At 64.9% G+C, this 13,990-nt stretch carries 10 protein-coding genes; 3 read left to right on the top strand and 7 right to left on the bottom strand.

Going from position 1 to position 13,990, the window contains the following annotated elements; translation table 11 throughout:
• Nucleotides 1-49 precede the first annotated feature (49 nt).
• Complete coding sequence (locus GRX03_RS15475; protein WP_159765209.1) at nt 50-1,264, top strand: glycosyltransferase; 1,215 nt, start codon at nt 50-52, stop codon at nt 1,262-1,264.
• Here the strand turns inward: GRX03_RS15475 and GRX03_RS15470 are convergent.
• A complete protein-coding gene (locus tag GRX03_RS15470; protein ID WP_368278562.1) occupies nt 1,233-2,474 on the bottom strand; it encodes a glycosyltransferase in 1,242 nt (413 codons plus the stop codon). The two genes, GRX03_RS15475 and GRX03_RS15470, sit on opposite strands and share 32 nt — an antisense overlap.
• Nucleotides 2,475-2,619: 145 nt before the next feature.
• Here GRX03_RS15470 and GRX03_RS15465 point away from each other — a divergent pair, with 145 nt between their 5' ends.
• The gene (locus GRX03_RS15465; RefSeq protein ID WP_159765207.1) at nt 2,620-3,531 is read left to right on the top strand and encodes a hypothetical protein; all 912 of its coding nucleotides are present in this window, start codon (nt 2,620-2,622) and stop codon (nt 3,529-3,531) included.
• Nucleotides 3,532-3,561: 30 nt separating this feature from the next.
• On the opposite strand, the gene GRX03_RS15460 is transcribed toward GRX03_RS15465, so the two are convergent.
• The 4 genes from GRX03_RS15460 to GRX03_RS15445 form a co-directional block, all read right to left on the bottom strand.
• The gene (locus GRX03_RS15460; protein WP_159765205.1) at nt 3,562-6,327 is read right to left on the bottom strand and encodes an Ig-like domain-containing protein; all 2,766 of its coding nucleotides are present in this window, start codon (nt 6,325-6,327) and stop codon (nt 3,562-3,564) included.
• A 94-nt stretch (nt 6,328-6,421) separates the two neighbouring features.
• Nucleotides 6,422-6,628 carry a hypothetical protein gene (locus tag GRX03_RS15455; protein ID WP_159765203.1) on the bottom strand — a complete coding sequence of 69 codons (207 nt, stop codon included), beginning with the start codon at nt 6,626-6,628 and terminating at the stop codon, nt 6,422-6,424.
• A gap of 391 nt (nt 6,629-7,019) precedes the next feature.
• Entirely contained in the window at nt 7,020-8,009 is a 990-nt protein-coding gene (locus tag GRX03_RS15450; RefSeq protein ID WP_159765201.1) for a hypothetical protein, read from the bottom strand.
• 75 nt (nt 8,010-8,084) lie between these two features.
• Nucleotides 8,085-9,599 (bottom strand): right-handed parallel beta-helix repeat-containing protein, encoded by a 1,515-nt coding sequence (locus tag GRX03_RS15445; RefSeq protein WP_159765199.1) that lies wholly within the window; start codon nt 9,597-9,599, stop codon nt 8,085-8,087.
• A 233-nt stretch (nt 9,600-9,832) separates the two neighbouring features.
• Between GRX03_RS15445 and GRX03_RS15440 the strand changes: the two genes are divergently transcribed.
• The gene (locus tag GRX03_RS15440) at nt 9,833-10,807 is read left to right on the top strand and encodes a glycosyltransferase family 2 protein (protein ID WP_159765197.1); all 975 of its coding nucleotides are present in this window, start codon (nt 9,833-9,835) and stop codon (nt 10,805-10,807) included.
• Nucleotides 10,808-10,822: 15 nt separating this feature from the next.
• Here GRX03_RS15440 and GRX03_RS15435 read toward each other — a convergent pair whose 3' ends face one another.
• Together GRX03_RS15435 and GRX03_RS15430 are read right to left on the bottom strand one after the other, a co-directional pair.
• The gene (locus tag GRX03_RS15435) at nt 10,823-12,745 is read right to left on the bottom strand and encodes an alginate lyase family protein (protein WP_159765195.1); all 1,923 of its coding nucleotides are present in this window, start codon (nt 12,743-12,745) and stop codon (nt 10,823-10,825) included.
• Nucleotides 12,742-13,989 carry a glycosyltransferase family 4 protein gene (locus tag GRX03_RS15430; RefSeq protein ID WP_159765193.1) on the bottom strand — a complete coding sequence of 416 codons (1,248 nt, stop codon included), beginning with the start codon at nt 13,987-13,989 and terminating at the stop codon, nt 12,742-12,744. Before GRX03_RS15430 ends, GRX03_RS15435 begins: the two co-directional genes overlap by 4 nt.
• Between the last annotated feature and the right edge of the window lies 1 nt (nt 13,990).

The raw sequence follows: 13,990 nt of genomic DNA, 5'->3' as shown, positions 1-13,990 counted from the left end.
CTCCGTAGCCGCTCTATAATTTTCAGCACCGTCTGCGAACAGTCGGCCGATGTACTCCGCAGTCGCGGGCGCAATCAACCATCCTGACGCGCTGAATCCCTACCAAGCACTGTTCAATTTTCGGATGCTCGACGCTCTCTCCGAGGCCGGTGTCGACCTCGACACCGTCTCTCCGCGTCCGTTCGCGCCGCCGATCGGTCCGTACTCGTCGTACCGGTCGATTCCGCTCCGCGAACAGTGGGGACCGTACACCCTTCACCACCCCCGCTTCTGGTATCTCCTCCCCAAACGGCTCCTGTACGCGGCCTCCGGGGAGTCATACGCGCGCAGAGTGCCCGCGTATCTCGAACGCGAACTCGCGGTCCCAGACGTAATTCATGCTTGTCACATCTACCCCGACGGATACGGACTGTTACCGTACGCGAACGCCCACGATCTGCCGCTTTTCGTCGTCGCCCACGGCAAACTGCTCAACAACCTCGGGGACCTCCCGCCGACGGTAGACGGGAAGGTCCGCGAGACGCTCGACGAAGCCGCCGGTGTCCTCTGTGTCAGCGAGGCCCTCGAAGCGGAGGCGGCCCGACACACCGACCCGTCGAAGGTCACGACGGTTCCCATCGGCGCGGACCCCGAGAAGTTCCCGGTCGACGAACAGTCTCGGCTGCGGGCCGAACTCGGCATCGACCCGGATGCGACCGTCGTCCTCTTCGTGGGCCAGTTCACCGAGCGGAAGGGGATCGAAGAACTCGCGACCGTGCTTCCCGACCTCGACCTCGATTCGACGGAGTTCGTCTTCGTCGGCCACGGCGGCGAGCTAGAAGAGGAGTTGAAACGGGCCGTCGCGGACAGCGGCTTCTCCAACCGTCACGTCTACACCGGCGTGACCTCGCTGGCGCTGCGACGCTGGCACGCGATTGCCGACCTGCTCGTCCTCCCGAGCCACGCCGAGGGCCGCCCGACGGTGATCTACGAGGCGATGGCCAGCGAGACGGCCGTCCTCGCCTCGAACGTCGACGGCATCCCCGAGCAGGTCGCCGACGGCGAGACCGGCGTGTTGATCCCGCCGAAGGATCTCCCCGCGCTACGCGGGAGCCTCGAAACGCTGACAGCGGACCGCGAGCGCCTCCGGGAGATGGGCGAGGCGGGGCTCGAACGACTGCGGGCGAACGACTGGACGTGGGCCAGCCACGCCGAGCGAGTGACAGAGCTCCACCGCGCTGCCCTCGAGACGGCTACTCCTGTCGATCAATCTGTTCCTCGATGAACTGCTCGTACGCGTCGAGTACGGCATCGGGAGCGAACTCCGCGGCGCGTGCCCGAAGCAGGTCGGTTGCCGGCGGCGCGTCGAGTAGTTCCGTCACACCCGTCGCCAGCGCTCGCTCGTCGCCGACGGGTGCGAGCACGCCAAATTTCCCGTTGTCGAGAATCTCCCGCGGTCCGCTCTCGCAGTCGGTCGCGACGACCGGACAGCCACACGCGAGCGCTTCGATCAGGACCGTCGGCAGCCCCTCGTATCTCGACGAGAGCAGAAACACGTCCGCGCGACTCATCAACCCGTACGGGTTCTCGACGTAGCCGGGCATGGTGACGGCCTCGGAGAGCCCGGCCGCCTCGATAGCATCCGCAATCTCCTCGGACTGTGGGCCTGTCCCCGCGATGATCCCCCGCGCGTCCGGGTTCTCCTCGTAGACCCGCTGAAACGTCCGGACCCAGGTGTCGAGTGCCTTCTGCTCGGTGTGTCGGCCGACGAAGACCACGACATCTCTGTCGTCGTCTTCGAGCCAGGGGTGATCGACGGGCTGTCGTGCCCGCCGTTGAATCTCCGCCACGTCGACCGGATTGTGTAGGACCGAGATGTCCTTCCGATCGACCGGCGTTCGCGCGGCCAACCCCTCGGCAACGCCGTCGGACACGGCGATGAGTCCGTCCGCCGCCGGGTAGAGCCGCGGGACGACCGACTCGACGACCCGGTCTTTCACCGTCTGCTCGGTTGACTGCCCGAACGCCGCGTGGTGCGTCGGGATGATCTTCGTCTCGGTCTCGAACAGGCGGTTGATCGTGAGACTCACCACGCTCGGGTGGCGCAGATGCGGCAGGAACAGCGCCGGCTCACGACGGCGGAGATACGAGACGAGCGCGGGCAGGTGTGCCCCGACGCCGAGCACCGAGGTGCGATCCGGCTGGAGGGTCACGACGGTCACCTCGTCGTCGAGTTCCGTCCGGAGTTTGCCCTCGTTGCGCGAGAGGAGCAGTTCGACGGCGTATCCCCGGGCCGCCAGCCCGTTGACGATGTTGACGGTCACCTGCTCGGCACCGCCGACGGTCAGATCCGGAATAAAAAACGCGATCAGCGGCTCTGCCGTCCCGGCGGCGTCGGGACCGGACCCCTCACCGCTCGTCTGCTCCGCGTACAGCCTCGCGTCACCCTCCTCGCGTGATCGGTCGCGTATCGATTGCACTGGTCGAACGCTCACGTACCGTCCACTTGGTTATGGATCTCTTTCCCGGCAGTACCGGCGACTGCCGGTGTTTCCGACTACGAAGACGGCTCTTGCCGTCGCAGAAGCTCCGTCGGTAGGTGCAGAATAACAAATCAGACATTCGGCCAACGACCGGACAATGTACTCGCTGCACGGGATCCGAAAGGGGCTGGCGAATCCGCGATTTATCCTCCAGGAGCTGAACCGGCTGTACTACCAGCGGCTGTACTCCCGGACGCACAACGAGGACGGACTGGATATCTTCGCCGCCGACTGGGACACGCTCGTGATCCTCGACGCCTGCCGATACGACCTCTTCGAGCGCGTCGCCGACCTGCCCGGAGAGACGACTGCCGTCCGCTCGAAAGGCTCCGCTACAGAGGAGTTCCTCCGCGGCAATTTCGACGGAAAACGACTTCACGATACCGTCTACGTCACCGCGAGCCCGATGTTACACCGCCACCGGGACGACATCGATGTCGAGTTTCACGCGACGGTCAACGTCTGGGACGACCGAGGCTGGGACGACCAGTACCGGACGGTGCTCCCGGAGACGATGGCCGAGGAGACGCTTGCGGCCGCCGAACAGTATCCGAACAAACGCATCCTCTCGCATTTCCTCCAGCCACACTACCCGTTTCTCGGCGAGACCGGGGCGGAGTGGTTCGATCTCGACCGCCTCGACTTCCAGTGGGAGGACGTCGCGACCGGTGACCTCGACATTCCCGACGCGGTGCTCGAACGCGCCTACGAGGAGACGCTGGAGGCGGCGCTGCCGTCGGTCGAACGACTGCTCTCCGAGCTACGGGGCAAAACCGTCGTGACGGCGGATCACGGCCAGATGTTCGGTGAACGGCTCTTCCCGGTTCCGATCCGCGAGTACGGCCACCCCGTCGGGCTCTACGCCGAGGAACTCGTCCGCGTCCCCTGGCACGTCTCCGAGAACGGCCCGCGCCGAGAGATCACGGCCGAGACGCCGACCGAGGAGACAACTCGGGCCAGCGAGGACGTCGCCACCGACCGGCTTCGGGAACTCGGCTATCTCAGCTAACCCGGCAGAGTTCGAGCGCCCGATCCTCGCTCAGAGATCTTTCGACTTGCTCGCCACCCGGTTCTCGGTGTCGGTGACGATCACCCGAACTTCGTCGACGGCGCCTCGCACCCGCATGATGTGGGTGTAGCTCGCCGTCTCGCCGGTGACGACCGTGCTGTCCGCCCGGACGGTTCGGCCGTTGAGCAGCAGTTCGGTCACGACCGTATCTAGGGGGTTGGTGCCCTTGCTGACCGTGTAGTCGACGTCGTACCGCGTCCAGCCGGATTCGCTCTTGTTCGTCGCCTCGAACTGATCGATCTGCGGGCCGTCGATCTGTCTCTGCTTGGTCTGAACAGTGAGGACATCGCCGGCGATCCGCTCCGGATTCTCGACGACCGCTCTGAACTCGTAGGTCGTCTCGGGCTGGAGATCGGCCAGTTCGGTGCTGAACTCGCCGGCGTCGCTCACCGTCTGTGCCGGCGTTCGCTGCCAGCTATCCGCGCCGCTCGGGCGGAACTCGAAGCCGACGGAGAGCGAGTCGGCGGTTCCGAGATCGATCACCTCACCGATCACCCGGACGCTGGAATCGGTGACAGAGTCGCTTCCGACGGTCGCGATTTCGATGGCGTTGTCGACGGTGACTCCGATGCTCGCTGTCGCGGCGTTACCCCACGAGTCGACGGCGCGAGCGCTGATCGTGTGCGATCCGTCCTGAACGGTCGTCGAGTCCCACGTCGCCTCGTAGTAGCCGCTCTCGGAGTTGTAGCTCGCTGCCGTCCAGGAGCCGTCGTCGATCCGATACTCGACGGTCGGGTCGGAATCGTCGGGGTCGCTGGCCGCGATAGCGACCGAACTCGTTCCGGTCACAGTCGCTCCGTCGCTCGGTGAGGCGATGCTGACCGACGGCTTGCTGTCCGGTGTCCCGGCCTGTGCCGTGCCGCCGTCGGTCGCGACGCTGAACCGGTCGAACTCGACTGCGTCGGGATCGAACGATCCGACCCCGACCCACCCTTCGGAGAGGTCCCCGTCGGTCACATCGACATCCCAGGAGTCCGGTTCCTGCGTCCCCGCCTCCCAGACCTTCGCCCTGAGGCGGTCGCCGTCGGCCCGGAACCGCCGATAGTAGAACGTGCCAGTGTCGAGGTTGCCGAACTGGGCGAGCGTTTCGAGGCTGCCGCCGACGTGTTTTCCGAGTCTGAACGATCCACCGTTCGTTTCTTCGGCCTGGATCCAGTAGCCGTTGTGGCCGCTCGCGGTGTTGCTCCCCCGGAGGTAGATGCGGGCGTGATAGCCGCCGTTGCCCGAGTAAAACTCCGGAATCCGGAACTTGTCGAGTACCTCGGCGTCGGCCTGTGTCCCGGCCTGATCCCAGGACAGCGCCTGCCGGGTCCGCTCGCCGTCGTCGTCGGTGAACACCAGCGCGGCCTCCCCGTCGTACTCGCTGCCGGATCGGATCGTCCAGTCGTTTTTCGTGCTGTTGTACCGCGGTGTCCACTCGGTGAAGACGCCGCTGTCGGTGGTACTGCTGCCGTCTGTCGTCTCCTCCGAGCCAGTGAACGCACCGACATCGCTTTTCTGCGGAACGGAGAGCCCGGGCGCACCGCTCTCGGAGACCGATCCCGCGTCGAAACTGCTGTCGACGACCGACCCGCCGACGTTGCGGTGGGTAACGACATCCGACTGGGCGGTGTTGCCCGACCAGCCCCAGACGGCGATTCCGTTGTTCTGGGTCTCCTCGACGTGGATCGAGTCGGCGGTCACGTTCTGATCGTCCGTGATGCCGATTGTGTACCCGGACTCGCCGGACTGATCGCAGGCGATACACGAGACGTCAGTCATGTTCACCTGTGCGGTCCCGCCGCCACCGCCGGCCAGACGCATCGCGGGCGTGTCGGCCTGTGCGATCTTGATCGAGTCGAGGGTGAGCGACCAGTCGCCTCTGTCACCCTTGACTGTCTCTCGGATGACGCTCGGGTTGATGTTTTTGTGCCCGTAGAAGTGGGCGTTTCTGATGACGGGATGGATTCCGCCGTTGCTCACCTTGCTCCCCTGGTGTGCGTTCTCGACGTAGACGTCTTTGAACAGCGCGGTCCCGTTGATGTTGAGACCGTTGCCGGGGGTGGTGTCGCTGCCGCCGATGTTCAGGATGCGGAGGCTCTCGAAGGTGTTGACGATGTCCGCCTCGTTTTCCGGGTTCGTGGCCGACTGGATCGAGAGGCCGTGGTGTCTGGCGGTCGTATCGATCGTCAACCGCTTCGCGTGCACCCGATCACAGCCGACGAGTTCGTCGTCCGTCCCCGAACGCATCTGGAACGCAGCGCTGGTCGTGTCACGAATCTCGATGTCCTCGAAGTAGATGTCGTGTCCGGTCGTGACCTTCTTCACGCCGGAACTGGTGAACTCCTGGTGGATATCGATACCCCGCCCCGGGTCGACGCCCCCGTCGCGGTGGTTCCCGTCGAGGACGAGGTTTTTCACGTCGACGTCGAGCTTGCCGTCGTCCGCTTCGCCCGGGTTGACCGAGAGCAGTGCCGGGGTGTATTTCCCGGTGTTGCCGTCGGTGAACTTCAGCACCGTCTCCGGACCGTCGCCCAGGATGGTGAACGACACACCCTCCTTGTTCGCCCCGATGTACAGTACACTGCCCCAGTGGGGGTCGTCGTCCCACTCCTCCAGCGCGTAGGTGTTCGCCGGGAGATAGACGGTGTCGCCGTCGGTCGCGTCGTCGATTGCCTGCTGAATCGCCGCCCGGTCGTCCGTCGATCCGTCACCCGCCGCGTTGTACGGACTCTCCGTTACATCGAGCACCGCCATTAGGTCTCACCTACTTTGCCGTCAGTGCCCGTCTCCGGCTCCGTCCCAGAGCGGAACTCCGCCCGCACAGCCGCTCTGTGTCGGTACTCCCCGCTCATTGTGCGTACTCACTGAAGTCGGTGGTCAGCACCGTTCCGTCCTGACTCCCAGCAGTCGTACCGGCGAATCCGCTGCCGGAAACGAGTGCTGCGCCCGACGCGACAGCCCCGAGTTTGAGGTAGGTCCGTCGAGTAAGTTGATCGTTCTCGCCCGAATTCGAGTCGGGCCGCTCCTCGCCGCTGTGTGCCAGCTTGCGTGCCATTGCATGCAGTAGTTTCCGCCTACCCGTATTAATACTTGTGTTCGCATATTGAATTATGATAAAAAGTAGGTCAGACTGACTGTTATCGATATTCTGGTAATATTTCGGAGATTTATTCCGTATCGTTGATACGGATTAAATAGGGTTAAGAACGCTTGAGCTCCGATAATCTAACTTACGTGCTCGATAGTTGCGGGATATTCAGTAACTAACTATTAGTATTCTTATCTAATTCACTCGTACTTCAGACTACCACTTTTACTTTTCGATCAGTTTGTGGTACTTGCTGAATTTGCTGGTTCTTGCTCCCCGTTCAGAGCCGCCTATACGTAGTAGGAAATTCTTACTCCGTGTCACCGCGCCCGCGGCAACCGCAGAATGGGGTGCCGGTTCAGAGGTAGCCCAACTGCTCCAGCCGTTCGGTGACCGCCGACTCCGACGGCGCGGAGTCGTCGAGGTCGACCGCGGGTGTACTGGTCCCGGAATCGGTGGCTGTCGTCCTCGCCCAGGGGACTTTCTTCAGGTTGGGGTGGACGAACCCCTCAGGGTGGCCGTACTGGCCGAACTCCCCGAACAGGTCGCCGTGGTCTGCGGTGATCGCTACCCGCTCTGCGTCGACGTTCTCGCGCAGTCGCTCGACGGAATCCAGGACGAGTCTGAGTGTATCCAGATAGTTTTTCCAGACTTCCGCTCGGTCCGCCGCACCCGTCTGGATCGCCTCCCACGGGTGGTTCTCGACCTCGGTAATCGGTCGTTTCTCGCGGTACGGGCCGGCGATGTGCGGCCGGTGGGGCTGGAAGTAGTGGACGATCATCCGGTCGGCGTCGACAGACCGGCCCGCTTCGATGGCGTGATCCGTCACGACGTCGGGCGGCAGCGTCTCGAAGTACTCCTCGTACTCGTGGTCGTGTGGCAGGTGCCGGAGTAACTCGAACTGCTCGCCGTCGACGACGTCCCAGTCCGCCCACATAACCGGCGTCACGTACGTGCGCGGCGGCCGCGCGCCGTCGGTGAACGTCGGACGGGTGTGGGGATTCGAGGAGAGATACGCCGTCTCGGCAATCTCGTCGGCGTAGGCGTTCGTGAAGGTCTTGCAGAGCCACTCGTGAGACGAACTGCCGACCGACCACATCGAACCGACCGACTCCAGCCAGTCGTACTCCGGAGCGACGGCCCGCAGCGCGTCGACCCGACAGGCGTCGAGTACGAGCAGCAGGTCCCACTCCCGCTCGAAGACGTTCGTCCCCAGCGGATACCGCGATGTCAGCGAGAAATACGCCGCGTTGTACGCGCCGCCGAGAAAGTACTTCAGACCGCTCTCGTACCCCTCCGGCGGGTTGTCCGTCAGCGTCCGGAGCCAGCCGGTAATGTCGTGTTGCATACCCAATCCAGCCGCAATCGATCAATAGTTATACCGCACCTACCGGCCGCGCCTTCGTCCTCCGCCGATTTGCCCTCAAGAGCTGTTGATCCCGACATCGGCGGCGTCCGGGACCTCCGGGACGAACGGGTCGGCGCCCTCGCGGTCGGTCTCGATCGTAATGTCTCCGGGGTTGCCGAGGCCTCCGGCGTTGTCCCGGTGTAACGTCTCGATTCTCCCGCTGGATCTCGTCGTCGAAAACACGTCTCCGCTCGACCCGTGGACCGAGAGCCGCCGAAACTCGACTCCATCGAAAGACCCGCCCTCCCTGTTTCGGATCGCGACCTCCCCGTTCGTCATATTCGCGTTGTGAATCGCGACCATGTCTCCGACCCACTTGACGGCAGGGGGACCGTTGCCGATCTCCCCACGGGACTGGAGGGCGTACTCCGTCGTATCCCACGATTCGAGATGCTCCGTTCGGAGGGTCACGGATCGCGACCCGCGTTCCCCCAGGCTGTTGATGCAGTTCCGGCCGTAGAAGTTCGGTCCGTCGGGTCGTTCGTCTACTTTCTGTTCGAGAGAGTCTGTGTGTCCCTCGTGATAGACGTGTCTGAAAACGACGTGGCTGCCTCCGGAGAGTTTACACAACCCGGACCCGGTGCCGGTGGCGTGACAGTTGACCATCCGCAGCCGACCGTCGTTGTACCGGATGTTCACCACGTTTCCCGCACAGTCGAGAAACTGGCAGTTCCGGATTCGACACGTCGTCCCCCGTCTCGGCCGCACTGAGATGTGATGGGAGTTCGCGTCCCCGTTGGCGTCGTTGTGGACGCCGATCCCGTTGTCCTCGAAGGTGCACCGCTCGACGCGCTCGACCATGTGTCGTCCGCGAAGGCCCGCCAGATGCCAGCCGGAGATGTACGCGTTGTGCAGCCTGATCCGTCCCCGTCCGCCCGTCTGCAGGCCCCACGACCCACCGCCGGCCTTCGAGAGGTTCGGGAGTGCCTCGTAGTTCCCGTGTAGTCTGACGTTCTCGACGGTGATCGTCCCGTGATCGTACCCCTCTTCCCACATCAGACCGCTCTGGTTCGGCTGTTCGTCCGGGGGCGTGTGCTCCGAAATCGCGAGCGTCGCGACCTCCGGGCCGGCTCCGACGATGGAGATACCCGGCGGCTCCCGCCCGCCGAATCGGACGAACGGGTCGGGACCGCTCCCGTCGTGGCCGATGTAGTACGTCCCGGAGGGAATGTAGACGGTTCCGTTTCTGCCCGCGGCCCGCGCGGCCTCCAGCAGCGCCCTGAGGTTCCGCTCGGCCGTCGAGATACGCTGGTCGTCGGGATCAGAGAGCGCGCCGTAGGCCGTGATACTCTCGCCGGGATGATCCGTACTGTCGCCGCACGCTTCGCCCTCACACTCGGTCCCGTTCCGACTCGGCTGCTCACCACCGCTGCCGTCGGTGGTCAGTTGTCCGGTCCGTGCGGGACGAACGCCCTCCTCACCGACGAACGGCGCTTCGGAACCGCTGATGAGTGCCGCTGCTCCGGTCCCGAGTACGGCGAGCGCGTGGCGTCTGCTAATCCGGTTTCTGTCCGGCTGGTCTTCGGTCATGAATGCGGCGTCACTCCCTCGTCGGCTCGTTCGGCGCACCGAGGCGACCGGGCGGGGTCCCGGCGTTCCGTCCAAATGGTCATGCCGCGTGTCTGGATATCTCCGACAGAGATGGGGCTGACATTTGGTTATGCTTCTCATATACTACCGTCGTGTGTAGCAAATTCGGGAGCGGTCCCCCGCCTCGCGGTATCCATTGGGTAACCAAATGGCTGCCGCGCGGAGCATCGACCATGCACGAGGGCGCGGATCCGGACGCAACCGACCCCACGGTGAGCGTCGTCATCCCGACCTACGGCAGAGCCGAACAACTTCCCGGTGCTATCGAGACAGTCGCGAACCAGACCTACGAACAGATCGAACTGCTCGTCGTCGACGACGGCTCTCCGGAGCCTGTCGCAGATATCGTCGATACGGAGAACGTCGACGGCCTCGACAGTATCGAGTTTCTCCGCCACGACGAAAACAGGGGTGCGAACGTCGCCCGAAACACCGGTATCAAAGCCGCCACGGGCACGTACGTCGCCTTTCTCGACGACGACGACCGCTGGCACGAGGAGAAGATCAGTCGACAGGTCGAGACGTTCGAGGCGGCACCGCCGTCGGTCGGCGTCACCTACACCGGAAAGCGGGCAGAGGGGCCCGACGGAACGACGGTGACGAATCCGACTGCGAGCGGCGACGTCCTTCCGGATCTGCTGACTGGCGAGTCCTTCGGCCAGTTCTCGTCGGTGATGGTCCGGGCCGACGTGATCGATACTGCCGGACTCCCGGACGAGCGATTCCCGGCGTGGCAGGACCGTGAGTGGTTCTTCAGGCTGGCCCAACACTGCGAGTTCGAACCGATCAGCGAAACGCTCACGTACAGACACGTCGGCCTCCCGGACAGCATCACCAGACAGTTCGAGCAGAAGCGCGATGTCGCGTACCCGCTGTTCGTCGAGAAACACTATTCGCTCGCGAAGTCCTACGGCCGGTACTACGCCCGGACGTTTCTCGCTTCCCTCCGGACCATGCTGGGCAGGGCAGCGGTCCGCGTGGGCCGGTATCGCGACGCGAGAAAGTACTTCCTCCTGGCATTTCGCGCCAACCCGTTCTACCGACGGCTCCACCCGCACCTGCTCGCCTCGCTCGGGGGGCGACGAACGTACGAATCCTCGGCGCGTCTCCGGCGGAAACTACAGCGACTCGCCAGCGTGCTGCCCTGACGGCACAGCGCCCCGTCACCGACGCGACAGCCCCGGTTCGGGGAGGTCGTAGCCCTGTTCACCGATCACGAGTCGTCTCGGACCGTCGCGTGTGTCGGTCACGTCGATCGACTCTGGGTCGACATCTCGCTTCGTGAACAGCGCCCGCAACCGCTCCCCCCTGTCGTTCGGACCCGTCGGGGTCAGCTCCAGCACCGCTCGCTGTCTGCACTCCCCGAACCGCGGAAAGTACGGCCCCGTCGTCACTCCGATGTCCGTCCGCTCGTCCGGCAGGACGAACGCCCGCCCGCCGTCTTCGAGCGGCAGCCGGACCCGCCCGCTTGACTCGATGGACGGCTCGATGCCCGGATGGAGGTGTATCCGCCCCCGGAGTGTCCTGTCGCCGGAGTCGTCGACGCGATCGGTCAACAGCCACCAGTCGTCGTCTGCGTATACGTTGCGTTCGTGTGTATACGCATTCCCTCGATGCGGGAGCGCTCGGTACCGCCCCGCGAACTGCGTCACGCCGTCTGCGTCGAAGCGGGTCTCCGGCGTCGGTCGAGGGCCCATGAGGTACGTGCCGCCGACAGCGATCGGTTCGTCGGAGCCGACGGTGACGGTGTTGTGACCGCGTGCGCTGCGCGCGTAATCGCGGCGGCAGTCGTCGACGTACCCGAAGGTACCGGTGTCGGTGGCTACCGGCTGGTCGTCGATCCACAGCAGCAGACTCAGCGTGTCACTGTGTGAGTGCCCCGGCAGGTGTGCCGGGCCGACGGCCCCGCCGTCGATCAACATCGCGCCCGCCCCCGTACGGAGCCAGTGATAGCCGGACGTGGTCTCCGGCGTCGCCTCGTTTGTCGGCGGTTCCCACTGCTCGGCGTCGGTCTCGAAGCCGACCGCTGTTCCGTATCGCAGACAGTCTCCCAGTGGAAGCCCCTCACCGTGGACGGAGTCGTTCAACAGCGGCAAACCGCGGTCCGGCGGGCGGAGAAACCGGAGGAATTCGACCCCGTCCCGTGCGGTCGTACGCAGTCCCGACGGGACCGAGTAACCGCCCACTCTGAGCAGGTGACAGGCCGTCAGATACCGGGTCAGGACGATGACGTGGTACATCGGGCTTCGCTCGAAGTGGTAGCCGTCGTCGAGAAACTGCTTGTCCGCCGCCTCCGTGAGCACCGCCTGGCCGGTCTCGCGCCACCCCCTGTGCTCGAAGAGGACACCGGCGACCACCAGCGCCGCCCCGTTTTCGATCAGGTGGTTCCCGCCGACATCGCGCTCGATGTGGTTCCGCAGAAAGAGTGCATTCTTGTATATCTCCCGCCTGAGTTCGCGCCCGACGCCCCCACTGCTGGTCTCGTCGCTGCTTCGCCAGGCGAGATACCGACTCAGGTTGAGAATCCGCAGCGAGACCGCCCACGGCGTCCAAGCGCCGCGGAGATATCCGGCCGACCCGACCTCGACCGCTCCGATCCAGTCGCGGACACACTCGTCGAAGCGTTCCCGAAGCGCCGGCGCCCGCTCGCTCTCCGGGTCGGTGCTCGCACAGAGCCACTGTAACGGCTGAAACGCGTAGAGCTTCAGCGCCCACAGCAGTGGAAGTCGGTCGAGTCGGCCGTCCGTCCAGGCAACGCCGTCGCCGTCCGCGAGATGGAGCGTCCGATTGAGAAAAGTGAACGTGCCGCCCGCCGCATCCTCGGCGCGTTCCTGATACCGGCTCCGGGTCGTCTCGTCGAGACTCGTGCGGAGCGTTGCCGTATTCTCGGCCAGCGGCCGGGGCCGAGCCTGCGGGTCGTCCGGAACGCGGCGGTCGTAGATGCCGTCGAAATCGACCGGCACTCGTGGCGCGAGAACCGCCCGAACTGTCCGCTCTGCGATGCCGGCGAGTTGACGCGCCTCCATGCGTCTCGCAGTGTGGTACCGCAGCGAGAGTCCCTTCGGTGTGAGTACGTCGTGACTCATGCGTTGGACTCGTCGATCAGCGTTCCGAGTTCGTCAGCGAACGCGTCGGCAATCGCCTTTCGGTCGTACTCCTGTTCGGCACACGCCCGGCCGTTCGCTCCGAGTTCTCGCCGGAGCCCGTCGTCGTCCAGCAGTCGCTCGAACGCCTCGGCAATCGCCGCCGGTTCGGCGTCGGCGTGGAGGCCGCACTCGTTGTCCTCGACGAAGCGCTCTATCTCTCCGCGCCCGGTCACGACGCTCGGCAGCCCGCTGGCCATGTACTCGTACAGTTTCGTGGGCATGGCGTAGGATAGCTCGTCACTCTCCTCCAGCGCCGCGACACCGAGCGTCGCGTCGTCGAGCAGCGCCGGCACCTCCTCGCGGGGGACGAGGCCGTGAAACTCCACTTGGTCCTGGACTTCGAGTTCGTCCGTGAGCCGTCTCAACTGTGACTCCCGGTCACCGCTGCCGACGAGTCGCAACACCGCAGCGTCCTCGGGGAGCCGTGACATGGCTCGCACGCAGGACCCGAGCGCCTGCGCGCTCCCGAGATTGCCGGTGTAGATGATCGTTGCCCTGCCACCGTCGGTCGTCGCCTGTGGCTCGTCGCTGTCGCCCTCCGCGGAAGGCTGGAACCGCCGCACGTCGACGCCGTTCGGAACCAGAATCGTCTTCGCGGCTAACGACTGACCGTACTTCTGTTGTAGCGAGTCACCGAGCGCCTCGGTCGTGACCGCGATCCGGTCTGCCGCGTGGAGCACCCGCCGCTGGAACCGCCGACTCACCCGTTCGATCAGACTCCCCGGCGTCAGATAGCCGAGCGAAATCGAGGCGTCGATCCAGAGGTCTCGAACGTCGACGACCCACGGCGTTCCGAGCGCCGCCGCCAGCAGACCGGGCGCGCCCGTCGAAATCGGAGGCGTAGTCGTTACGACACAGTCGTACTCCCGGACGTGCCAGAGCAGCCAGCACATCGCATGGATCCCGAAGACGAGGTAGTACGCCAGCCGTCGCGCCATCCCGGGATCCTCGGTCTGTGGCTGCCACGACCACAGGCGGTGGACGGTCACGCCGTCGCGGTCTTCGGTCTGCTTGCGGGTCCAACTCCTGTCGAACTCGCCCGGCGGGTAACTCGGCGGCGGCGCGAGCACGGTCACGTCCCACTCGTCGTCGAAATGCGCGGTGATATCGTGGACTCTGGCGGCGTTGCCGCCCTTGTCCGGCGGGAACCGCTGGCTCACGAACACGACGCGCCGACTCGTCATC

This window comes from Halovenus carboxidivorans (genome assembly GCF_009831575.1).
Classification (GTDB): Archaea; Halobacteriota; Halobacteria; order Halobacteriales; family Haloarculaceae; genus Halovenus; species Halovenus carboxidivorans.
The sequence above is the reverse complement of the archived record's forward strand: the minus strand, read 5'-3'. Positions and strand labels throughout refer to the sequence as shown.

Excerpts from the sequence above, each read along its gene's own strand:
- GRX03_RS15475 (WP_159765209.1), top strand. The coding sequence starts at position 50 with ATGTACTCCGCAGTCGCGGGCGCAATCAACCATCCTGACGCGCTGAAT.
- GRX03_RS15465 (WP_159765207.1), top strand. The coding sequence starts at position 2,620 with ATGTACTCGCTGCACGGGATCCGAAAGGGGCTGGCGAATCCGCGATTT.
- GRX03_RS15460 (WP_159765205.1), bottom strand. The coding sequence starts at position 6,327 with ATGGCGGTGCTCGATGTAACGGAGAGTCCGTACAACGCGGCGGGTGAC.
- GRX03_RS15455 (WP_159765203.1), bottom strand. The coding sequence starts at position 6,628 with ATGGCACGCAAGCTGGCACACAGCGGCGAGGAGCGGCCCGACTCGAAT.
- GRX03_RS15450 (WP_159765201.1), bottom strand. The coding sequence starts at position 8,009 with ATGCAACACGACATTACCGGCTGGCTCCGGACGCTGACGGACAACCCG.
- GRX03_RS15445 (WP_159765199.1), bottom strand. The coding sequence starts at position 9,599 with ATGACCGAAGACCAGCCGGACAGAAACCGGATTAGCAGACGCCACGCG.
- GRX03_RS15440 (WP_159765197.1), top strand. The coding sequence starts at position 9,833 with ATGCACGAGGGCGCGGATCCGGACGCAACCGACCCCACGGTGAGCGTC.
- GRX03_RS15435 (WP_159765195.1), bottom strand. The coding sequence starts at position 12,745 with ATGAGTCACGACGTACTCACACCGAAGGGACTCTCGCTGCGGTACCAC.
- GRX03_RS15430 (WP_159765193.1), bottom strand. The coding sequence starts at position 13,989 with ATGACGAGTCGGCGCGTCGTGTTCGTGAGCCAGCGGTTCCCGCCGGAC.